This is a genomic window from Bartonella sp. AD13SXNS (genome assembly GCF_042196465.1).
Lineage (GTDB): Bacteria > Pseudomonadota > Alphaproteobacteria > Rhizobiales > Rhizobiaceae > Bartonella.
In genome coordinates this window covers 1-20,814 of the sequence record NZ_JBHIQI010000004.1, presented here as the reverse complement: position 1 = coordinate 20,814, position 20,814 = coordinate 1, and the positions used below count along the sequence as shown (strand labels likewise).

Annotated in this window: 18 protein-coding genes and 3 pseudogenes; 12 read left to right on the top strand and 9 right to left on the bottom strand. The window is 34.6% G+C overall.

Features of this window, described 5'->3' with window-relative positions:
* Positions 1-199 precede the first annotated feature (199 nt).
* The gene (locus tag ACFIMQ_RS04150; protein WP_375703462.1) at positions 200-649 is read left to right on the top strand and encodes a hypothetical protein; all 450 of its coding nucleotides are present in this window, start codon (positions 200-202) and stop codon (positions 647-649) included.
* 517 nt (positions 650-1,166) lie between these two features.
* On the opposite strand, the pseudogene ACFIMQ_RS04145 reads toward ACFIMQ_RS04150, so the two are convergent.
* Positions 1,167-1,596, bottom strand: a pseudogene (locus ACFIMQ_RS04145) (Arm DNA-binding domain-containing protein); the annotation flags it as partial.
* Between the two features lie 1,063 nt (positions 1,597-2,659).
* Here ACFIMQ_RS04145 and ACFIMQ_RS04140 point away from each other — a divergent pair.
* The 6 genes from ACFIMQ_RS04140 (at position 2,660) to lpxK (ending at position 9,564) form a co-directional block, all read left to right on the top strand.
* Positions 2,660-3,991, top strand: coding sequence for a TldD/PmbA family protein (locus ACFIMQ_RS04140; RefSeq protein WP_375703461.1), 1,332 nt, complete (start codon positions 2,660-2,662; stop codon positions 3,989-3,991).
* Positions 3,978-4,781, top strand: coding sequence for a 3'(2'),5'-bisphosphate nucleotidase CysQ (locus ACFIMQ_RS04135; RefSeq protein ID WP_375616898.1), 804 nt, complete (start codon positions 3,978-3,980; stop codon positions 4,779-4,781). The genes ACFIMQ_RS04140 and ACFIMQ_RS04135 overlap by 14 nt, the downstream gene beginning before the upstream one ends.
* 46 nt (positions 4,782-4,827) lie before the next feature.
* Positions 4,828-5,073 carry a DUF4170 domain-containing protein gene (locus ACFIMQ_RS04130; protein WP_375616897.1) on the top strand — a complete coding sequence of 82 codons (246 nt, stop codon included), beginning with the start codon at positions 4,828-4,830 and terminating at the stop codon, positions 5,071-5,073.
* 1,124 nt (positions 5,074-6,197) lie between these two features.
* Positions 6,198-6,389, top strand: a complete 192-nt coding sequence (locus ACFIMQ_RS04125; RefSeq protein ID WP_375703460.1) for a hypothetical protein — start codon at positions 6,198-6,200, stop codon at positions 6,387-6,389.
* Positions 6,390-7,211: 822 nt separating this feature from the next.
* Positions 7,212-8,534 carry a lipid IV(A) 3-deoxy-D-manno-octulosonic acid transferase gene (gene waaA, locus ACFIMQ_RS04120; RefSeq protein WP_375703459.1) on the top strand — a complete coding sequence of 441 codons (1,323 nt, stop codon included), beginning with the start codon at positions 7,212-7,214 and terminating at the stop codon, positions 8,532-8,534.
* The gene (gene lpxK / locus ACFIMQ_RS04115; protein WP_375616895.1) at positions 8,524-9,564 is read left to right on the top strand and encodes a tetraacyldisaccharide 4'-kinase; all 1,041 of its coding nucleotides are present in this window, start codon (positions 8,524-8,526) and stop codon (positions 9,562-9,564) included. Before waaA ends, lpxK begins: the two co-directional genes overlap by 11 nt.
* 19 nt (positions 9,565-9,583) lie before the next feature.
* On the opposite strand, the gene ACFIMQ_RS04110 is transcribed toward lpxK, so the two are convergent.
* A complete protein-coding gene (locus ACFIMQ_RS04110) occupies positions 9,584-9,820 on the bottom strand; it encodes a DUF2093 domain-containing protein (RefSeq protein ID WP_375610836.1) in 237 nt (78 codons plus the stop codon).
* A gap of 108 nt (positions 9,821-9,928) precedes the next feature.
* A complete protein-coding gene (gene mutL, locus ACFIMQ_RS04105; protein WP_375703458.1) occupies positions 9,929-11,782 on the bottom strand; it encodes a DNA mismatch repair endonuclease MutL in 1,854 nt (617 codons plus the stop codon).
* A gap of 281 nt (positions 11,783-12,063) precedes the next feature.
* Between mutL and ACFIMQ_RS04100 the strand changes: the two genes are divergently transcribed.
* Together ACFIMQ_RS04100 and lldD are read left to right on the top strand one after the other, a co-directional pair.
* Positions 12,064-13,152 carry a 2'-deoxycytidine 5'-triphosphate deaminase gene (locus ACFIMQ_RS04100; RefSeq protein WP_375703457.1) on the top strand — a complete coding sequence of 363 codons (1,089 nt, stop codon included), beginning with the start codon at positions 12,064-12,066 and terminating at the stop codon, positions 13,150-13,152.
* Positions 13,153-14,329: 1,177 nt separating this feature from the next.
* Complete coding sequence (gene lldD / locus ACFIMQ_RS04095; RefSeq protein ID WP_375616893.1) at positions 14,330-15,481, top strand: FMN-dependent L-lactate dehydrogenase LldD; 1,152 nt, start codon at positions 14,330-14,332, stop codon at positions 15,479-15,481.
* 1,567 nt (positions 15,482-17,048) lie between these two features.
* Here the strand turns inward: lldD and ACFIMQ_RS04090 are convergent.
* The 3 genes from ACFIMQ_RS04090 to ACFIMQ_RS04080 all read right to left on the bottom strand — a co-directional run bounded on the left by ACFIMQ_RS04090 (position 17,049) and on the right by ACFIMQ_RS04080 (position 18,044).
* On the bottom strand, positions 17,049-17,222 hold the full coding sequence (locus ACFIMQ_RS04090; protein WP_375703456.1) for a hypothetical protein: 174 nt from the start codon (positions 17,220-17,222) through the stop codon (positions 17,049-17,051).
* 180 nt (positions 17,223-17,402) lie between these two features.
* Positions 17,403-17,675 carry a hypothetical protein gene (locus ACFIMQ_RS04085; protein ID WP_375703455.1) on the bottom strand — a complete coding sequence of 91 codons (273 nt, stop codon included), beginning with the start codon at positions 17,673-17,675 and terminating at the stop codon, positions 17,403-17,405.
* 186 nt (positions 17,676-17,861) lie between these two features.
* Positions 17,862-18,044 carry a hypothetical protein gene (locus ACFIMQ_RS04080; protein ID WP_375703454.1) on the bottom strand — a complete coding sequence of 61 codons (183 nt, stop codon included), beginning with the start codon at positions 18,042-18,044 and terminating at the stop codon, positions 17,862-17,864.
* A gap of 334 nt (positions 18,045-18,378) precedes the next feature.
* Here ACFIMQ_RS04080 and ACFIMQ_RS04075 point away from each other — a divergent pair.
* Positions 18,379-18,459, top strand: a pseudogene (locus tag ACFIMQ_RS04075) (DUF4102 domain-containing protein); the annotation flags it as partial.
* Here ACFIMQ_RS04075 and ACFIMQ_RS04070 read toward each other — a convergent pair.
* From ACFIMQ_RS04070 to ACFIMQ_RS04060, 3 genes are read right to left on the bottom strand one after another with little or no spacing between them, the layout of a single operon-like run.
* A complete protein-coding gene (locus tag ACFIMQ_RS04070) occupies positions 18,449-18,664 on the bottom strand; it encodes a hypothetical protein (RefSeq protein WP_375616889.1) in 216 nt (71 codons plus the stop codon). The pseudogene ACFIMQ_RS04075 and the gene ACFIMQ_RS04070 sit on opposite strands and share 11 nt — an antisense overlap.
* Entirely contained in the window at positions 18,597-18,824 is a 228-nt protein-coding gene (locus ACFIMQ_RS04065; protein ID WP_375616888.1) for a hypothetical protein, read from the bottom strand. The genes ACFIMQ_RS04070 and ACFIMQ_RS04065 overlap by 68 nt, the downstream gene beginning before the upstream one ends.
* Positions 18,821-19,483, bottom strand: a complete 663-nt coding sequence (locus ACFIMQ_RS04060; RefSeq protein WP_375616887.1) for a lysozyme — start codon at positions 19,481-19,483, stop codon at positions 18,821-18,823. Before ACFIMQ_RS04060 ends, ACFIMQ_RS04065 begins: the two co-directional genes overlap by 4 nt.
* Before the next feature lie 849 nt (positions 19,484-20,332).
* Between ACFIMQ_RS04060 and ACFIMQ_RS04055 the strand changes: the two genes are divergently transcribed.
* Together ACFIMQ_RS04055 and ACFIMQ_RS04050 are read left to right on the top strand one after the other, a co-directional pair.
* Positions 20,333-20,482, top strand: coding sequence for a hypothetical protein (locus tag ACFIMQ_RS04055; protein WP_375616886.1), 150 nt, complete (start codon positions 20,333-20,335; stop codon positions 20,480-20,482).
* Positions 20,483-20,612: 130 nt separating this feature from the next.
* Positions 20,613-20,759 (top strand): annotated as a pseudogene (locus ACFIMQ_RS04050) (helix-turn-helix transcriptional regulator); the annotation flags it as partial.
* Positions 20,760-20,814 lie beyond the last annotated feature (55 nt).

The following is a 20,814-nucleotide window of genomic DNA, read 5'->3' as shown; positions in this document are numbered from 1 at the left end:
TTAGATCAAAAACTTCTTATTGTACTAAATATTTATACATTATAATCTAAGAGTATCACTTGTTAGTTTAATGCCTACAGGTGCAAATAAATTGGGGATGGACTCAGTTTTTTACTTTTAGTAAGGCTTTAAGGATACCTTTGACATTATCTTTTAGGGATATTTAACGGAAATTATTGGTAAACAAAGAGGGCTTTAAATGTTTAAATGGGTATATAGCGAAGAAATTAGCACAAAAGCAAGTGCTGAGCAAATTTGGGCTATATGGGAGGATGTAGAAAAATGGCCTTCTTGGGATCATGAACTTGAGTGGGTAGAGTTTTCTGGTGCTTTCAAAGAAGGCACTGTAGGACGCATGAAGCCTAAAAAAGGACCGAAAGTAACTTTTACGCTTGATAAAGTTATAAAAAACGTTTGCTTTTCTGATTATGCTAGACTTCCTTTTACACGCATGAGCTTTGATCATGAATATATTTGTTCAACAAAATCTGGTTCTTCAAATAACAAAATTCGTCATACTGTAACTATGTCTGGCTTACTTGCTCCTGTATTTGGAATGATTATTGGATCAAAAATTAAGTTACATCTTCGTGATGCAATGATTGAAATGAGTAGACGTGCTCTTACTGAAAACAAAATCATCTCGTAAGGGTGTGCATTGATAAAGAAGTTAATACCTTAAAAAAGGTGCAGAAATTATAACTTATTATTAGAATGAAACCAGTTATGAATATACGATAAACCAATGAGCCACGGAGCATTTTTTAGTTAGCTGTTGAAATCGTGTCAAAGCATCTTACGGGATTAATTTTGCGCTAAAAATCTTATGAAATTCATTGAATTTTATTTTATATATAAAAGCTTATAAGATGCTCTCTTCATTGAAAATGAGAAAGTTTCAGAAGCTCATTGCTTCTCTTATGATGTAGGTCCATATCGTCATGATATTTGCCGGTTTCTAATGTTGCGATAGCTTTTGCATTTTAAGAGCATTCATGAGAGGTATTTGACTCCTTCTTAAATAGCTTTCATTCATACACCACCTATTCGTGATAGACTAGCAAATAGTTGTGATTGATTCAAAATGAATAGGTTTGAAATGGAGAGAATTTTATGATTTTGGGCTCTTTTATACAAAGTACAAAATAATAAATTATCATTATAAATAAATCTGAAACGGGCAGACAACCTAATTTAGGGAGAATATGAATCCGTAAATGTAAAAACCAATTACAAGTCTCACCATCATTTTTAATTCAGCTTTACGGCTTTCAAAAGTATCTAAAGTAATATCTTTTAAATAACAGAGATTGTGCATTGCTTCACGCTTTTGTTTATCGCGTTCTTTAATGGGGTCACGCCTTTCACGTAAAACAGAGCGCCATTGGGTTGCAGTTTCACGGGCTTGTTTTAAAGAAACATCTCTCAAGGTATCCAAGCCCATTTCACGCCGGCGCCCGTGTATGGTATAACGGTAAATCCGTTGAGCACCCTTATCTTTACGCTTATGAAGTAACAAGCCGGCACCATCATTATATTTGCTAGCCCCAAATGTTGCGACAGCCCTTGGCACTTAAGACGGTTCATAAGAGGCATTTTTAGTCCTTTCTTATACAAATTTGATCCACACACTTATCCCGCTTGTAATGTGCAAACGAATTGTTTTGATTGATTCAAGATAAACAGATTTGAAATGAGAGAATCTTACGTTATTCGGGGTTCTAATTCAATATGAATAACGCTAAATTATCATTATAAATCAATATACTGAATCTTTTAAGACAATTATGAGCGATAAATTTTCCAAAATTAATTTAGGTGAATATGCTTATTACAAACTGGATTGAGGGATAGATACAATGATGAGTATCATATACAAGTTTTATCGATTATTATTTTATAACAACGTTATGCTTCTTCATTTTTTAATGAAAGGGTGAGAGGGAAAAGTATTGATCTTAAATCAAAACCTGTTCAATATCTTAGGATTTTTGTTTCAGGAAAAAGAAGTTGGTCAAATTATGCTTGTTTAATAACAAAATAACCGATTAAGGATGACGCATAAAAAAATGAGATGCTCTCGATTAGACGCATTAGAAACGAGAGAGAATATTATGATTATAGCTTATTTTTGACAAATATAAACAAGGAGTTCTCTTTGTGATGTTATGTCCATGAGGGTAAAGAAGTTTATGAATACTTATTTTGTTGAAACCATAATGAAAGGAAATATTTTTTATTCCGTTTATATTTTCTTGATTCTTGCTTGGAAATTAAAGAATGCTATAGGAATGAAGGAAGTTGTTTGATTATCCAGAGGACATAAGGCTTGTAACTTAAGTCATTTTATGCTTTTCGAATTTTTGAGGATCTTGACTTAATTTCAAGTGTTATTGCCATTTGTTCTGTTGATTTGATGGTCAGTTCAGATTTGGCGTTTAAAATGATAAGGTCCAATGAGCAATCTTGCAACTAAAGAGGTTTTACGACATATTGCATCTTTTCATAAAGAAGCGAAAAGGGAAGTGATTTAATGCATTAAAAGAATGTATGAAATGTGCATAATTTTATGAATGAACACACAAGAGTTGTATTCTGATTTAATAAATTTGTCAGAGTACTTATCAATGTACATAATACACAATTTAGGGAGTCTATAATGACTGACAAGAACCAGATTGAGAAAGCTGTTTCATTGGTTGAAGCAGCAAGGCGTTCTGGGGCCGATGCTGCTGATGCTGTTATTGTTCATGCACATTCCACCAGTGTATCTGTTCGTTTTGGGAAAGTCGAATCGACAGAATCTGCAGAGAGCAATGATTTTACTCTAAGGGTTTTTGTTGGAAAAAAAGTAGCAAGTGTTTCTGCTAATCTAGCGTCTTATCCGCAAGAACTTGCAGAACGTGCTATTGCAATGGCCAAAGCTTCTCCCGATAGTTTATTTGAAGGTTTGGCTGATAAAGAGTGTTTGGTTAAGAACCCTAAAGATCTTGATCTTTTTGATGATTTTGTACCAAGCAGTCATTTTTTAACAGAAGATGCTTTAAAAACGGAAGCAGCAGCTCTTGATGTTAAAGGAGTAAGCAATTCTGGTGGCGCTGCAACAGCTTATGGCCGTAGTGGGTTTATTCTTGTGACCAGCGATGGTTTTTGTGGAGCTTATCACTCTAGTTGCTTCTCACGTTCTTGTAGTGCTCTTGCGGGTGAAGGAATCCAGATGGAGCGGGATTATGACTATACAACAGCCTTACATTTTTCTGATTTAGAGGCCGCAGACACTGTGGGAAAGAATGCAGGGCTTGGTGCAGTTCGACGTTTGGGAGCCGTTCGTGCAGCAACAGGAGGAGTTGATGTTATTTTTAATCCGCGTACGGCTCGTGGAATTGCAGGGCATATCGCATCTATGGTCAATGGAGCCTCTGTGGCTCGAAAAACGAGTCTTTTACAGAATTTCCTAGGCAAGGAAGTGATGAAGCCTAATGTTAATATAACCGATCAACCTTTGCGATTGCGTGGAAATGCTTCTCATCCTTTTGATGGAGAAGGGGTAGAGGGGCAAACACTCAATATTATTGAAAATGGTATTTTAAAAAATTGGCTTCTTTCATCATCTACAGCACGTGAATTGGGACTTAAAACAAATGGACACGGTGTGCGTTCGGCATCATTAGTGCAGCCGACCAGTACAAATTTTGCTATTGAACCGGGTTTAGTATCGCCTTGCGATATGATAAAAGATTTGCGAAATGGATTTTATGTGACCGAATTATTCGGTCATGGCATTGATTTTATTACTGGTCAGTATAGTCGTGGGGCTTCCGGTTTTTGGATTGAAAATGGTGAAATTGCTTATCCGGTGAGTGAAGTAACGCTAGGCTCTGATCTGCTTCATATGTTAGCACATTTAACACCTGCCAATGATATTGATCGGCGTTATGGTACAGCAGCTCCAACATTGTTAATTGAAGGGATGACACTTGCAGGAAAATAACACGCATCATTCTTCTGATTTAAATCTTTTGCGTGACGTTTGTCGAGAGGCAGGAGATTTAGCAATGCGGTATTTTGGATGCACGTTGGATGTCTGGATTAAAGAAGGTAATTCCCCGGTCAGTGAGGCAGATTTTGCTGTCGATCATTTCTTGAAAGAGAAGCTTCTTGGAGCACGTCCAAATTATGGATGGATTTCAGAAGAAACAAAAGATAATCGAGAACAACAAGATTATAAGCGCTCCTTTGTCGTTGATCCTATTGATGGAACACGTGGTTTTCTTTCTGGCAATCCTTATTGGTGTATTTCGGTTGCTATTATTGAGAATGGGCGTCCTATTGTGGGCGTTTTACAATGTCCGGCTCAAGGAGATGTTTATACAGCTGTAACGGGTGGAGGGGCAACATTAAATGGGATAAAACTTCCTCGTTTAGCCTTTCAGGTTCATCGAAAATATAAAATTTCACTTGATAAATCGCTCGCACAAAAATTACCAGATGATTTTCTCAATCAAGTCAGTCTTTACCATTATCTTCCTTCTCTTGCTTATCGTATTGTTCTTGTTGCTCAAGATGAAATTGATATCGTATTAGTTCGTCCGAATTGTCATGAATGGGATATTGCCGCTGCTGATCTTATTTTGCAGGAGTGTGGAGGGTGTTTTTTATCGCTTGATGCTCCTTTACTATCTTATGGAATTGAACCTTACCAGTATGGACTTTTAATTGCTGGTAAAAATAATTGCTGTCAAGATATGATAGATGTTGTTCGTCAAACAAAGTTAGTTTAATCATGTAAAAGCGCGCTAAAATAATCTAAATGATATGGAGGCACATATGACTGAAACCAACGAAAAAAAACAATATTTACATCTTGTATTTGGTGGGGAATTAAAAAATCTTAACAGTAATCAATTTAAGAATCCTGATGATTTAGATGTGGTTGGTATTTTCTCAGATTATCAATCCGCTCAAGAAGCATGGCAGGCAAAAGCACAAAGCAGTGTAGATAATGCATTACAACGTTATTACATTGTAGATTTGCATCAGTTTCTTGATGCTGAGTTAGGCGATGCAGAATAAAGCTTGAATATTGGGTCATTATAACCTGTAGATTGCTTCATGCTTTTGTTTAGTCGTCCTTTTCATAGGTACGTTCTTTGGGTAAAATAGAATGCCGTAAAAAAGAATATGCTTGTTGTTTAAAATTCATATGTTTTCTTAAGAAAACATCTCCCAAAACACCCAAGCCCATTTCATAATAGTGTCTGTGCAAGGTATAAAATCCATTATTGCACCACCATCTTTACGCTTAATAAAAATGCAAGACAGTTTCTATCAACCTATTTACAACAGCAATATTATCATGACAGGTTTTTCTCAAAGTTCATAATTATAGGTGTGAATAGTCACTCTGCGCTTGAATGAGGTATAAGACATTAATGCGTTAGTTACGGCTGATAAAAAGCATAACATTACTAATGATGCCAATCACTGCTCTGTTGAGAACGTTGGCAACTTTACTTATCCATGAGAATTGTTTCAACGAATTATTACTATAAGCTTAGAAACCATGAAAGTCATTAGAAGCTTACCAAAATTAGAAATTTAGAGAAACTAAATAGATTTCTGCAGTTAATTTACCTTATAAGTTTTTTTGAGTATTTGTTTAAAGCTATAATCTATAAGTTAATCATTTTATGTTGATAATATACAATCTTAAAAGGAATAATATATTGCGCTTTCTTTTCAAAAGAGAGGATTTAAAGTTTTGAAAACTCTTATTCAAATTGTTTTAATACTTTTAAGAAATTCTCTATTAAACAAGATTATATTTCACAATTTAAAATGATAGCTCTATATTTTGCAAAATTTTTGTTTAAAGATTAGTTTTATATATATAATTTATCGGTATAGTAATTTGATTTATATATATAATTTATCGTTTTGCAAGTTGGGTGAGAGTCCCGAATATCGTAGATTTTTCTCATTCCAAACTTGTTTATGTTGAATCAATCAAAATCACGTGTTTGCACATCACAAGTGGGGCCAACATATGAATAAAAATTGTTTAAGAAAGGAGCAAAAATGCCTATAATGAACCGTCTTAGGAGCTAAGGGTTGTCACGACATTAGGAGTTGAAAAATAGTGTGATGATGCCGGTGTGCTATTGCAACAAGCGTAAAGGCTCAATAGATTTTACGCTATGCCTTTCATGGGAGTCGTTGTGAAACGGGCTTGGGAGCGGGCGTTGGGGTATGTTTCTTTAAAAAAGCCTGGGAATATGCAACTCAAGTGTATTATTTGTTTGGGGCGTTTTGTTCTTTATAACGGACGTGACTCTATTAAAGAACGTGAAAAACAAAAGCATGAAGCAATGCGTAATCTCCATTATTGAAAAGACATTACTCTAGATACTTTTGAAAATCCTAAAGCTGAATTAAAAAATGATGGTAAAGATGGAAACTGGTTTGCACCTTTACGTTTTCATATTCTCCCTAAATTAGGCTATTTTCACGTTTCAGAGATTACCCAAACAGAGATACACAATACACTTGCCCCTATCTGGCATACAAAAGCTTGGAGTAGCTCGTACTGCATTGAACCGCCTCAATTTTGTTTTAAACATGCTGCTGCATTGGGATAAAATCATAAAGATTGAGCTACCGCTTAAACATATTTTATTTGTTGTATTTATACAGGTTGTAATGTCTGTTGTTTTTTTTGAAAAATTGACAACATCTAACATATTTAAAAATAAGTTTTTTCTCTAAAATACCAACGTGCAAAATTCAAAGTCTCTCTAAAATCATAAGAAATATTTATTCAGTGAGTTGAAAAAATTGATACAATCTATGTCATAGGCTTATCATTTATATTTTCAAAATTACAATCAACTGAATTGTAGTTTTGTTATTTTTGAGTAAGATTGTTTATAGGGTGCAGAATGAAGTGATAAAATCGATATAAGTGACAAAATTTCATTAAAAGAGATTCAAATGATGTGCATATGTTATCTTTATAGGAAAGTTTTAAAAAAATATGGCGATAAAATTGCGTTTTTTTGTCCTTTATGTATTGAATTTTCTCATGGGGGAAGCGTTTTTTATCCAAGATACGGATGGTATTTAAAATAATTGATGCACCCAATAGTGTTGATGAATTTTTTAACAAAATAAGCATATAGATATCTCAAAATAGCTAGATGAGGTGATTTTAAATGGTAGAATTAAAGGCACATGCGGCTCTTTTAACCTATCGAATAATTGGTTTTTGCTTATGTCCTGTTATTCCTTTTTATTTATTTTTTCGTTCTATCCGTGGAAAAGAAGAGTGGTGTCGCAAAAAAGAGCGTTTAGGCAAAAGTTCTCATGCCCGTCCCCAAGGTTCGTTAGTTTGGTTGCATGCAGCAAGTGTTGGAGAAACACTTGCGCTTTTTCCACTTATTAATTATATTTTATCATTAAAAATCAATGTATTACTAACAACTGGGACGGTGACATCTTCCACTCTTGTAAAAAAACATTTTGGTCATCGGTTGATTCATCAATATGCTCCTTTGGATTTAGATTTTGCAGTGCAGCGTTTTATTCGTCATTGGAAGCCTGATCTCGTCTTGATTTGTGAATCAGAAATTTGGCCTCTCCGTATTAAAGAACTTGCCAAAATGCGTATTCCGCAGATTTTGGTTAATGCCCATATGTCTGAACGTTCTTTTAAATCTTGGCAAAAACGGCGTATTCTTGCCAAACATATTTTTAAGGATGTTGATTTGGCGATTGGTCAGACCGAAAGAGATGTAGCTTATTACCATACACTGGGCGTAAAATCTGTTACGTTTTCTGGTAATCTCAAGGCTGATGTTTTACTGGTTGAAAATCAAGCATTGCTTACACGTTATCGTAGTGCTATCGGCAATCGTCCAGTTTGGGCAGCTGTTTCAACGCATGAAGGAGAAGAGGAGATTGCTTTTGAGGTCCATAAGATTGTTAAAAATTATTTGCCAGATTTATTAACAATTATTGTACCGCGTCATCCTGAACGTTCAGAAGATCTTATCAGAAAATGCGACGATAAGGGTTTGCATTTTATTCGTAGGAGTAGAGATGCTGTTCCAAACATGAATACCGATATTTTATGGGGAGATACAATTGGAGAAATGGGACTTTTTCTTCGCTTATCGAAAGTTTCTTTCGTTGGTAAGTCGTTATGTGGAAATGGTGGACACAATCCATTGGAGTTGGCTTTATTTGGCTCTGCTATTTTGACGGGGCCTCATGTTTCAAATTTTCAAGAGATGTTTGAACAATTTTTAACGCGTGATGCAGCATATATGGTTCAAGATACAAAACAGCTTGCTATTCAGGTGTATAGGCTTTTAACAAATGAAACATTGCGACAAGAAATGGTTGATAAGGCTCATGAAGTGGCAACAGGTATGGCAGGTGCACTTGAGCGCACATTAAAGATTTTAGATCCATTTTTACAACCCCTTGTAATACAAACGGGTTTACGTCAGCGTCAGGGTGGATATGCATATTAATGCGCCTCATTTTTGGTGGAAAAATAAAAGCTTTTTGCGTTTTTTATTAACTCCAATTTCATGGGGTTATGGTTATTTTTCACGTCGTTTTATGGCAAGACAGCCTCCCGTGATTGATCTTCCAGTTTTGTGTATTGGAAATTTTACATGTGGTGGTGCGGGTAAAACACCAGTTGTTATTGCTTTTGCCAAAGTGGCTAAAGAACTTGGTTTTGTTCCTGGTGTTGTATCACGTGGTTATGGTGGATCAGTTAAAGGGGTACATCTTGTAAATGAGAAATATGATACTCCACATAAGGTCGGAGATGAAGCACTTTTACTTGCACGGCATGCTTTTGTAGCTGTATCACCTAATCGTTATGCAGCGGCACAACGGCTTAAGCAAGAGGGATGTAATCTTATTTTAATGGATGACGGATTTCAAAGTCGCCGTCTTTATATGGATTATTCGTTACTCGTTGTTGATGCGATGCGCGGTTTCGGTAATGGAGCTGTCTTTCCAGCTGGACCTTTGCGCGTGCCATTAAAAACGCAGTTTTCTTTTATGGATAGTGTTTTATTGATTGGTCACTCAGATGTGCTTGATAATGTTGTTTTTCTTGTTTCTCGTACTGGAAAGCCTTTATATCGTGCTCATCTTAAAGCCAGTGCCTCTGATGAAGTTGCAGGAAAATCATTTTTGGCATTTGCCGGTATTGGCAATCCAGATAAATTTTTTAAATCTATTAAAGAACTGTCTGGTCATGTAGTGCAAACTTACATGTATCCAGACCACTATTTTTTCACAGATGAAAATTTACATAGCCTTATACAAAAGGCTAAAATGCACAATTTATGGCTAGCAACAACAGCTAAAGATTATATTCGTATACAGACAATTCATACGAAAAAAGATTTGAAAAATCTTATTGTCTTTGATGTGAATGTTGATTTTGTTCAAAAAGATTTTTGTCGTATGGTCCTTGAGGAGGTTATGACCCGCTTTAGAAAACGTTCCCTTGAATTTTCTTATTTAAAAAGCAAAGGCTAAATTTATAGCTTTCGAGGATTTATTTTTCTGTTGTTTTTAACAATTGCTTAAGATATGGGTTGCACTCAAGTTCGCGCTGATAGGAGATTTCACAACTAGCATATGCTTCTTGGCGGTGATGATTCCAATATTTTAAATCATCTATAAGGATTTTTTGCCCGCTAACAGCACAAATGGTATAGGTACCATATTCTATAATGTCATATCCGTTATTAGAATAATGAATTTTTGCTTCGCGTTCACCATTGGAAAACATTATAATTCCTTTTTACTTGATACAAGAGATTCAAAAAAGTGCCATAAAATATATTATAAAGTCGAGAGTAAATTTAAAGATATTTTTCTTGTCAAAATGGTTAAGAGTTTATTTTCTACCAAAAAGCCGTTCTATATCTGCCAATTTGAGTTCAATATAAGTAGGGCGTCCATGATTACATGTACTTGTATTAGGTGTTGCTTCCATTTGTCGTAATAGTGTGTTCATTTCTTCGGGGTGTAAAAGACGCCCTGACCGTATTGAGCCGTGACAAGCCATCGTTGCTGCAACATAATCAAGCATTGCTTTTAAATTGTTTGTTGTATCATACTCAGCGGCTTCATCTGCAAGATCTTTAATAAGAGCTTGGATGTTTATCTCTCCTAACATGGAAGGGGTTTCACGCACAACAATTGCTCCTGGTCCAAATGGTTCTATGCCTAATCCAAATTTTTGCAAAGCATCTTTATGCGTTAAAAGGCATGTTGCATCCTCTTCAGAGAGTTCTACAATTTCAGGAATAAGTAATAACTGTGAAGGAAGTGGTTTGGAATAAAGTGCATTTTTGAGTGCTTCATAAACTAATCGTTCATGAGCTGCATGCTGATCGACAATGATCAAACTATCTTGTGTTTGGGCGATAATATAGTTTTTATGAATTTGTGCTCTGGCCGCTCCTAGTGGATAAGATAACTCTTCTGATGAAGGTATCGTGCTTGGAATGTATGCATCTCCACTTGGTATATTTAAGCCCTCCATAATAGGAGTAGCATCTTCTTTTAAACCAAAAGAACTAGTAATATCTAAGGGTTTGTGAACCATTGAAGCGCTGGTAAAATGATGAGGCTGTGGGCTATAAGAAGAGAACTGGTGAGTGTTCTTAAAATTGCCTGATGGTTGTTGTGCCAATGGTTGTTGTATTTGAAATGCAGCTAGCGTTGCTTCAGAACGGGTTGAAGTCGGACGAATACCAGATTGCTGCAATGCTTCACGAATAGCTCCAACGATCAAACCACGAATTAATCCTGGGTCACGGAATCGTACATCAGCTTTGGCTGGATGGACATTAACATCTACCTCCGCAGGTGGGAGATCAATAAAAAGAATAGCGACAGGATAACGATCACGGGGCATGACATCAGCATAAGCACCTCGGAGTGCACTCCATAGAAATTTATCACGCACGGGACGCCCATTAACATAAGCAAATTGATGTAGGCTGTTATTTCGGTTAAAAGATGGCAAACAAGCAAAACCCGTTAAGCGCACTGCTTCGCGTTCAGCATTCAGCGCAATGCTATTAGGGGCGAATTCTTTTCCCATAATTTGCGTAATACGTTGTAATTGTCCTTGAGTATTATTTTCTGTAGCAGACAGTTCTATAGATGTTCTGTCTAGTCCTGAAAGAGAAAAGCGGATATGTGGAAATGCGATAGCAATTCGCTTAATCATATCGCTAATAGCACTTGTTTCAGCCCGATCAGTTTTCATAAATTTTAATCGTGCTGGTGTGACAAAGAAAAGATCACGAACTTCAACAATTGTTCCAGGATTTGCAGCAGCTGGCTTGGGACCTACAATTTTTCCTGCAGTAACGGAAATTTCAGCAGCGCTCTCAGCATTTTTTGTTCGTGAAGTGAGTTTAAGTTTCGCAACGGAACCAATAGAGGGGAGGGCTTCTCCTCTAAACCCAAGGAAGCAGATATTGTGTACATCATCGGTAATCTTTGAGGTACAATGGCGAGAAACTGCTAGAGTTAACTGATCTGCAGGAATCCCACAACCATTATCACTAACTTTGATAAAATTTTTTCCACCATTTGCTGTAATGATTTCAATGCGCGTTGCACCAGCATCAATAGCGTTTTCAACAAGTTCTTTGACAACATTTGCTGGTCGTTCAATAACTTCACCAGCGGCGATTTGATTAATAATATTTTCGCTAAGATGGCGTATAATCATAATAAATTCTAACAGGAATCTTAAGGGTTCTATAAGAAATTATGATAACACCATTTGCGCGACATTCAAGAATAAGAGAGCATGAAAATATTATTTTTACAACACCTCTTGTTTACTTTTAAAGAGAGACAAAATGTTCTTCATTATTCAAAGTATTTTATTTTATGTTAACAAATCAGTTTGAAAAAACAAAAAAATAGTTTTTATCACCTTAAAAATGGCTTGCACCAACGGATCATCTAGGTCAAAAAGAAATACAGTAAAAAGGGAAGGCAATATATATGGCGCGTATAAGCGGTATTTTAGCAGATAGTGATATACAAGCTTTGATTGATAATAACTTTCTCAAGGCTCAGTATCCATTTGATAGATCTCAAATACAACCAGCAAGCCTTGATCTTCGTTTAGGGGAGAAAGCTTATCGTATACGTGCTTCTTTTATGCCGGGTTCTGATGCAAAAGTTTTGGATAAGCTTGAACGGTTAAAGTTGCATGAGTTTGATTTACAAGACGGAGCCGTTTTAGAAACGGGGTGTGTTTATATTGTTCCTCTTTTGGAAACTTTAGCTTTACCAGAATTTTTATCTGCTGTTGCCAATCCCAAAAGTTCTACGGGGCGATTAGATGTTTTTACACGTGTCATTACGGATAATGCTCAGGAATTTGATAAAATTTGTGCTGGTTATCATGGTCCACTTTATTTGGAAGTTAGTCCACGAACATTTCCAATTTTGGTACGTACTGGCTCACATTTATCACAGCTTCGGTTTAGAAAAGGGCAAAGTTATTTAAATGAAATTGAGTTGCACACTTTGCAAAGGCAAGAAACACTGATATCGGAAGATCTTCCTAATATTAGTGCTGATGGTATTGGACTTTCCATTAATTTAAAGGGAGATGAAAACGGGCTTATAGGTTATCGTGGTAAACATCATACAAGCGTTATTGATATTGATAAACGCGCCGTTGCTCACGTTTTAGATTTTTGGGAACCTCTTTTTGATCGAGATCAAAGAGAGCTAGTTCTTGATCCTGATGAGTTTTACATTTTAGTTTCACGAGAGTCTGTTCATGTGCCTCCGCTTTATGCCGCAGAAATGACTCCTTTTGATCCTTTAGTTGGTGAGTTTAGGGTGCATTATGCAGGCTTTTTTGATCCAGGATTTGGGCATATGGAAGCGGGTGGAAAAGGAGCAAGAGCGGTTTTAGAAGTGCGGAGCCATGAAGTTCCTTTTATCTTAGAGCATGGTCAAATGATTGGCCGTTTGGTCTATGAACATATGCTTAATCGGCCCTCAACCCTTTATGGACATGATGTTGGATCACATTATCAAGCACAGGGTTTAAAGTTGTCTAAGCATTTTAAATGAGTTGGAAACCACGAATTTTGATAACATATACGCAGGAAATATATTGTGAATAAAAGAAAAGTTTTTGTTCTTAAAAAAACCGGCGTTATGCATTCTATTTTCAGTTTTCAAGATTAGGGCTTTGTATTTGAGAGGATAAGAGAGGCTTTATTTCTTTTTTCAAGCGTTTTTATCCATATAAATTCTCGTTTATGATGCGGAAAAGAATAGTTTTGCTTATTTTATTATGAAAAAATCTAAAATGAAAGAATTTGGCTGTAGTCAATTTTTATTCAATATGTCATGCATATGTATTGTGATAATAAATCAATAATTTACTGATTCGACATAACAGAGGATTGCTTGCTTTTCAAAGAAAATAAGCAAGACTGGATGTTGCACTTTGCTTCATTTTTTTTTAAGCTTAAGTGGCCAGTATATTTTATTTTGTATAAAAATTATCATTAAAAGAAGATAAATAAGTTTTTCACGGCAGTTCAGGAATAATTTTTTTAATGAATAGTGTTCTAATTTTAGAAAGACATTTATAGCCTCAAGATATAATATCGCTAGAAAATGCTTTAACTAAAGGTAAAGCATTTCATGAGTATGAACATTAGATGAGTATGAACATTAAAAGTTTTTTACACTTTATGTAAATTAGGCACGGTATATTTTTATAAACTTTCATGACAAGTAACAGGTTTCAGTTTTGAATATTGATATGAGAAGATTTTTAGATGTACGCGACAACTTTATTTAAAGTATTAATTAAAGGTTTTTTTCATCTTTTGGGGGGGGGTATGGTTTATCTTTAATGAGTATAGACTTTCTATTTTTATAAACGATAAGGACTCTTTGGAGGGAAAAACTACTTTAAATGACAACGCACTAAGTTGTAAAGCAATTGCTCACGAAGAGGTATTTGTTTAAAGAGAGTATAACATTTCAACTGTATATGAACAATGTATAAGTGGGTACGGTATTAATGCTGCTCCTATACTATGAGATTTTAAATTGGGAAAAGAGAAATAAAGACGTTGTTTTTATCAATTAGTTTTTTTAGAAAAGTGCAATTTCTGTTACCTTTATCAATTCAATAGAGGGTTTTGGGAGAACATTGAAGAGGAAGGTACACGGTTTTTTTTATGCATTTTAGGGTATCTTCCCTTTTGATTCAGGAATAATGGTGCCATCAATGATTATTTCTTCAACATTTGATTATCGTAAGGCAGCAAAGCGTCGTCTTCCCCCCTTTCTTTTTCACTATATTGATGGTGGGGCTTATGCTGAAGAAACGATGCGACGTAATTGTACAGATCTTCAAGCACTTGCACTGCGTCAAAGGATTCTATGCCACGTTGGTGAAGTTGATCTTTCAATCAAGCTTTTTGATCAGACACTTGGTCTACCGATTGTGCTCGCACCTGTTGGGCTAACGGGCATGTATGCACGTCGTGGTGAGGTAAAAGCAGCGCGTGCTGCGGCAGTAAAAAGGATCCCTTTTACGCTATCTTCGGTTTCAGTTTGTTCCATTGAGGAAGTTCAGAAAGTGGTTGGAGATGCATTTTGGTTTCAACTTTATGTTCTCAAAGATCGTGGCTTCATGCGTGATGCACTAGAGCGGGCTTGGTTAGCTGGTGTACGCACGTTGGTTTTTACAGTTGATATGCCTATTCCTGGTGCACGTTATCGTGATGCGCATTCAGGGATGTCTGGTCCTTATGCTGGATTACGCCGTTTTTTACAAGCTTTTACGCATCCACATTGGGCTTGGAACGTTGGTGTTATGGGGCGCCCTCATGATCTTGGAAATGTTTCCACTTATCTCAAAAAGAAGATTGCATTGGATGATTATGTTGGTTGGCTTGGTGCCAATTTTGATCCCTCAATTGGTTGGCATGATCTACAATGGATTCGCGATTTTTGGAAAGGAAAAATGATTCTGAAAGGTATTCTTGATCCAGAAGATGCGCGAGAAGCCGTACGGTTTGGTGCTGATGGTATTGTTGTTTCCAATCACGGTGGACGCCAGCTTGATGGTGTATTATCAACAGCACGAGCGTTGCCTGAAATTGCAGATGCTGTAAAGGATCATTTGACTATTTTAGCGGATTCTGGTGTTCGTTCTGGTCTTGATGTTGTACGCATGATAGCACAAGGTGCGGATGCTGTTATGATTGGCCGTGCTTTTGTTTATGCGCTTGCAGCAGCTGGTAAGAAAGGTGTTATGCATCTCCTTGATCTTTTTGCCAACGAAATGCGGGTAGCTATGACACTCACCGGTACTCAGACAATCAAAGATATTACACGCAAGAGTTTAGTGAATACAGATATTTTTAAGCTCTAAAAGCAGTATAATATACTGCTTTTAGAGAAAGAAAGTCTTTTTATAGATGAACATAATTGTGTATTTTACAGATATGTTGACCATAAGCATTAAATAGAAAAGCTAAAACATCTCTTCTATAAAATCACAGAAAATACTCAATCACTACAATAATAAAGAAAAAAGCTTAATAATAATCAACATAGAAAAAACACAAATAACTTTGTATATATTTTTTATTTACTTTATTAAAAGCTCATTCTATGGATAAAAAGGAACAAGCGCTGATATTAAAGGTAAAACAACTGTTGATATAGAAAAAATAGATATAAATAATGCTGTAAGCATTTTTCCCTCCTATATAAAAACATTAATTACTTCTTTTCCATATTAGCATAAAACGAAAATTTATAAACTTCATTTAGTTTTAATTAAATATGGAATAATATTAATTATGGTATATAAATAAAATTATTAAAAATGTCAATATGTATTATTATAATCTATAATTATAATAAAAAATTGATCTAATAAATAATATTTCTATAATCTATATATTATCTATATTAAGTTTATTGAATAATATTATTATATGGATATGATATTGTTTTTTATGGAGTACGTTTTTAAGCAATGAAAGTGTACTGTTTTTAGAAAAGCTCATTTACTATGAGCAAAGCTGCGCGACTTAATAGGCTTACCTGTCTTATTTTCTTGCATCCTTAATGATTTATGATGTTTTTGAACTGGTGAGCATATTAGAGAATAGTTTAATATTTTGTGTATATTATGTAATTTCTAATATTACTTTTGTTATACTTCCTTTATTGATTCCATAATGTGTTAAAACCTTTAGTCAGTTTTCATTGCAGATAGGCTTATTTGGTATCTTAAATGATACAAATTGGCATTTAATGTTTTGTTCCATAAACGGTATAGTCATTACAACTGCAAGCCTTCTATTGATATAATTTTCTTCACAAATAACTACAGATTTATAGCATTTACATAACTCTAACGCAGATATATTATCTAAAAGTCGAGTTATTGCTACACTTATAACCGTTGATACAATTTTATAATTTTAGAGTTCTTCAGCGGCATCAAGACAAATCTAGTGAGTCTCTTCAGTAGCAAGGAAGAGAATATCTTTTCTCTTTTTTATAACAAAAGCTTTATGAATAGCGATTTTTAAAGCATCATTATGAATATTTTTAACAGCGCGCTTTTCTCAATGTATATAAACGGGTTATAGGAAGACTGAGAGTAGAAAAAATTGCAGCTTTTGTTTTTTTATTATTGGCAGAAGTAATGATGTGTATGTTCATAATAGTACAAAGAGAAGAAAAATCAGAAATAGCATGATGTGTAGCTCTCAGTGGCCTATAATGAATACCAGCGCTAATGCCAATCAGTTAAACAGGGTTTTCACAAGAAACAACATCTGTTTTTATTTGTTTAAGTGCACGTGTTGTCAAAAAACAAGCCAGCGAAACAACAAATGTTTTTTTTCACAGGAGGCAAGAGCCGCTGCAACGCCGATTAAATTTGGTTTGGCAATTCCAGCTTTTACAATATATTCTAGAGATCATTTTGCAAATTGATCAATTTGTCCAGATATTCTTGAATCCGCCGTAAAAACAGTAATATCCTTATCAAATTGCGCTATTTTATTAAGAATCTTATTAAGATCTTCAAGGTTGAAAAATTTCATAGAAGTTTGTGCTGTCATGATGAGGAGTATACAAACGCATTCTCTCATAAATTGAATTTTTTTCAATTTCATTGACAGAAATATTATATTTCTCATTTATTGAAACTTTATGATGTCAGTTTATATCATTTTCCATTGAGGAAATACCATATCTCTTTAATGTATTCATAAATATAGCTTGTTGGTTTATCTTTATAAAATGAAAGTAATCCTAACGCCCTTTTTAATCTATGTTATATCGTGTCCATTAATTTTTACAATATGCCATCTAAAACTTGTAAATTGATCTGTGAAGAGTTCTTTTTTCATTAAGGCATCTGTTTTATCCGTAATTTGAAGCCGATTTCTATCAACAATCGCAATGAGATGGCTGAGTGTATAATATGCTGAAAAAAGTACAGTCTCCCAAACAGATTCCTCTATCATTTTTCCATCGCCAAGAAGCACGAACGCACGGTAAGATTGAGAATTAAGCTGTCCAGAAAAAGTCATATAAATCATGGCTAAGAGAATCCGTATTTTGCTCAATTCTAGGGACTTTTTGGGTTACATGGCCAATAAAATCTGAACTAAATTATAAATAAGTATCAAAAAGTTTAGGATCAAAATATCCCATTTCTGATAATATAATATACAATATTTCAACCGTTATGTCCTTTACTTTGAATATATCAATTGCGATGGAGATCATAAATACGCATTGGGTTTATTTGAAGAAATATTTGTATAAGATATTATACAATCAATATAGAAGGGAATTGCCGTTGTATGACCGGATTTTGCTTTTCTAATGAATTCAAGTATTTTAAGATACTGATCAGGAGCATAAATTACATCATGAACATCCGATTTATAGGTTGCATCAGCCATACTCTCCCCCTTTAGAATAATTATAAAATAATCACTTCAAATTGCAATTGTATGGACTATTTACTCTTTGTTATGAACAAGTCAGCATTGTTATTCTATTGATCAACATTGCGACAGCCCTTCTATTTAAACAGATTCATAAAGAGGTATTTTTACTCTTTTCTTTCAGTGTTTTTTACTCACACATTCATCTTGTTTGTGACATGAAAGTGAATAGTTTTGATTGATTTATCATGAACAGATTTGAAATAAGAGAATTTTACTATACTTAAGGTTCTAATTCAATATGAATAACGCTAAATTATACATATAAATCAATATATTATCCTATTACAAACTTTCTTTAAAAGAAGCGCGTGAGCTTGCAAGATATGACAGTGATATTTTTAAAGAAGGCAATGATCTCATTTTATTTTCTGTTTATGTTTCCAACCACATAAACGTTCACCTTGTTCGTTATGTTTTAGAATATCTCTCGCCAAATTCGGACTAATGACATTGATATCTTGTCGATTCAGATAAATGGGCAGCCATCCAATACAAGAAGTTCGTTCATTCGTCGCGCAACCAGTTAGAAAGCTTAGTGCGCACATCAGCATCACTTTTCTTGTTAATTTCATTTTCTACCTCAAGCCGTGTTTTTGCTATCTTGAAAGTTTCATTTGTTTGCTTTTGTTTCTCAACTTTTTTTCCAAGGAAAAAGGCTTTCACTAAAGCTATAAGAAAAGCTGCTATGATCGCTGACGTCATTGTCAGATATTTTTTTATCCATAAGATCATAGACGGTGTTCCTGAAAGCGTTTAGCAATATAGACCATAGCTGTACAAGCTGCTAAAACCATAATACCTGCTAAAACCCATTGAACAGGACCATTTCCCGCAAAAAGTCCTCCAAGCCCTGAAAAAGAACCTATGATTGGTGCAAGAGCTTCTATTTTACAAATACCTGTTACACCTTCTGATTCTACTACATGATAATTGGGAGCAACGTGAGCCCCTTTTGCCCATAATCCTGCTTCGGCTGCGCGACGATTAACAAGACCTTGGATACGTTTTCCTCCTACTCTTGTCCATTTTTGCAATTCTGCCGGTACTGCTTCATATTCACCTTTATTGAGCTTTTTTAAAAGTGTAGAATTACAAAAGGCTGTTATTCCTACATTATAGCAAAATGATACTAATGCTGCAAATTGTTCATCGTTTAAAAGAACGATAACGGCTTTTTCAACAACGGCTTCACATTCTTTCAAGTCTTGATAAAGGATTTTTTCAGCCTCTTTTTCCGTAATTTGCATGTCTTTATGGACAGCTGGTGCACCAGCTGCACTTGTATGTCCATAACCAATTGTCCATACACCACCGGAATCTTCATAGGCTTGTAAACGTAAGCCTTCCAATTGCTTAATCAGTGTAAGCCCTTCTTTTGATATTTTTCGCATTATTCTATCCTATAAAAAAACCTACAAAAAGCAGGATATGAATTAAAAACTTATATTTACTCATTAAAAAAACGAAACATTGAAAGGGTCTCATAACACTAAAATTACTATAATAGGCCCCGTAAAAACTCATATCGTTTTTTTGTTGGAGCAAAAATTGCGCTAATCACTATTATTTTTCAGTAATTGATCTCCTCTCTGTTTAAAAGACAAGAACTTTTAATAAACCAAATTTATAATCAACGAAACTCCATTCACAAACTCTAATAGTTGATCTAGAATGATTTAAAGGAATTTTACTTGAAAAATCAATATTTTCCAATATCTCTAGTGAAGACAAGTTCTTTTCAATAAAAGTAAGAAATGTAATAATTGAAAAAATAATAGATATTGGTTTTTAAATAATTATATAATCTATAACTTACGTAGTAGAAATTTTTATAAAAACAAAAAGAGATATTATAATCAAGCATTATACATCTACCAATTATCTTAGAATCAACATACTTAACACATAATGTATTATACATATTTAATCAAAAAAGCTATAATTAATTTAATCATGCTTTATTTTTTTCTCTAATTGCTTAATTTACTTAAAAACATACCTTTATGAATGATGTGAAATAAACTATTACATAAAACATAATGAATATTTTCTCCCTCTCTTAGTAGTCTGTTTCCAACTGAAACAATATATCATTAGAGCATATTCAACATATAGACCAATGCTATTTGATAGTTTTGTAAAGAATATTGTCTTGTAATAAACTTGAACGATGAGTTATGTTTCATGTATTTTCTTTTCATATGAATAACGCCTTCGTCTTCTTTCATATGAAGTGTTTTGTGGAGCGTTCGGGGACAATGGTGGCATCTTTGTCTGGTGTTGTATTGGCTACCTTTTCGCAACATCTTAAACAAATCAATCAAGCTGTTGAAATCTTTTTAGGAGCAATAGCAGAAGAGATGCAAAGGATTTTGACAAAATTCGCTTGAAGTTATGGGGAGACTTTCTCCTCCCAGCATCTCCACCCATTTATGTAATATAAAAAAATAAGGAAAAAGTCCTTCACTAAAGCTAAATGAGATGATTTTTAATAATAGCTGATAGACATATCGCAACCATGAATGTGCACAGCTTTTTAGCGTATCCACAACAATAATTCGCAATTGGGTGCTTCAAGGACTATATCCAAAACCGTATAGGATAGGTAAAGCAGTGAAGTGGAAAAAAGAGATTTTAGCACGTACTTTAAAGAAGGGTAACCAATAATAATTAAATCAATAAGTTATATTTGTAGTAAGGGGATAGTTGAGTTTTGATTTTA

Coding starts and splice junctions, on each gene's coding strand:
- ACFIMQ_RS04110 (WP_375610836.1), bottom strand. CDS start 9,820: ATGTTTTCCAATGGTGAACGCGAAGCAAAAATTCATTATTCTAATAAC.
- lldD (WP_375616893.1), top strand. CDS start 14,330: ATGATTATTTCTTCAACATTTGATTATCGTAAGGCAGCAAAGCGTCGT.
- ACFIMQ_RS04100 (WP_375703457.1), top strand. CDS start 12,064: ATGGCGCGTATAAGCGGTATTTTAGCAGATAGTGATATACAAGCTTTG.
- waaA (WP_375703459.1), top strand. CDS start 7,212: ATGGTAGAATTAAAGGCACATGCGGCTCTTTTAACCTATCGAATAATT.
- ACFIMQ_RS04150 (WP_375703462.1), top strand. CDS start 200: ATGTTTAAATGGGTATATAGCGAAGAAATTAGCACAAAAGCAAGTGCT.
- ACFIMQ_RS04065 (WP_375616888.1), bottom strand. CDS start 18,824: ATGATCTTATGGATAAAAAAATATCTGACAATGACGTCAGCGATCATA.
- ACFIMQ_RS04140 (WP_375703461.1), top strand. CDS start 2,660: ATGACTGACAAGAACCAGATTGAGAAAGCTGTTTCATTGGTTGAAGCA.
- ACFIMQ_RS04085 (WP_375703455.1), bottom strand. CDS start 17,675: ATGATTTATATGACTTTTTCTGGACAGCTTAATTCTCAATCTTACCGT.
- ACFIMQ_RS04125 (WP_375703460.1), top strand. CDS start 6,198: ATGCCTTTCATGGGAGTCGTTGTGAAACGGGCTTGGGAGCGGGCGTTG.
- lpxK (WP_375616895.1), top strand. CDS start 8,524: ATGCATATTAATGCGCCTCATTTTTGGTGGAAAAATAAAAGCTTTTTG.
- mutL (WP_375703458.1), bottom strand. CDS start 11,782: ATGATTATACGCCATCTTAGCGAAAATATTATTAATCAAATCGCCGCT.
- ACFIMQ_RS04060 (WP_375616887.1), bottom strand. CDS start 19,483: ATGCGAAAAATATCAAAAGAAGGGCTTACACTGATTAAGCAATTGGAA.
- ACFIMQ_RS04130 (WP_375616897.1), top strand. CDS start 4,828: ATGACTGAAACCAACGAAAAAAAACAATATTTACATCTTGTATTTGGT.
- ACFIMQ_RS04090 (WP_375703456.1), bottom strand. CDS start 17,222: ATGAGAGAATGCGTTTGTATACTCCTCATCATGACAGCACAAACTTCT.
- ACFIMQ_RS04080 (WP_375703454.1), bottom strand. CDS start 18,044: ATGGCTGATGCAACCTATAAATCGGATGTTCATGATGTAATTTATGCT.
- ACFIMQ_RS04070 (WP_375616889.1), bottom strand. CDS start 18,664: ATGAAATTAACAAGAAAAGTGATGCTGATGTGCGCACTAAGCTTTCTA.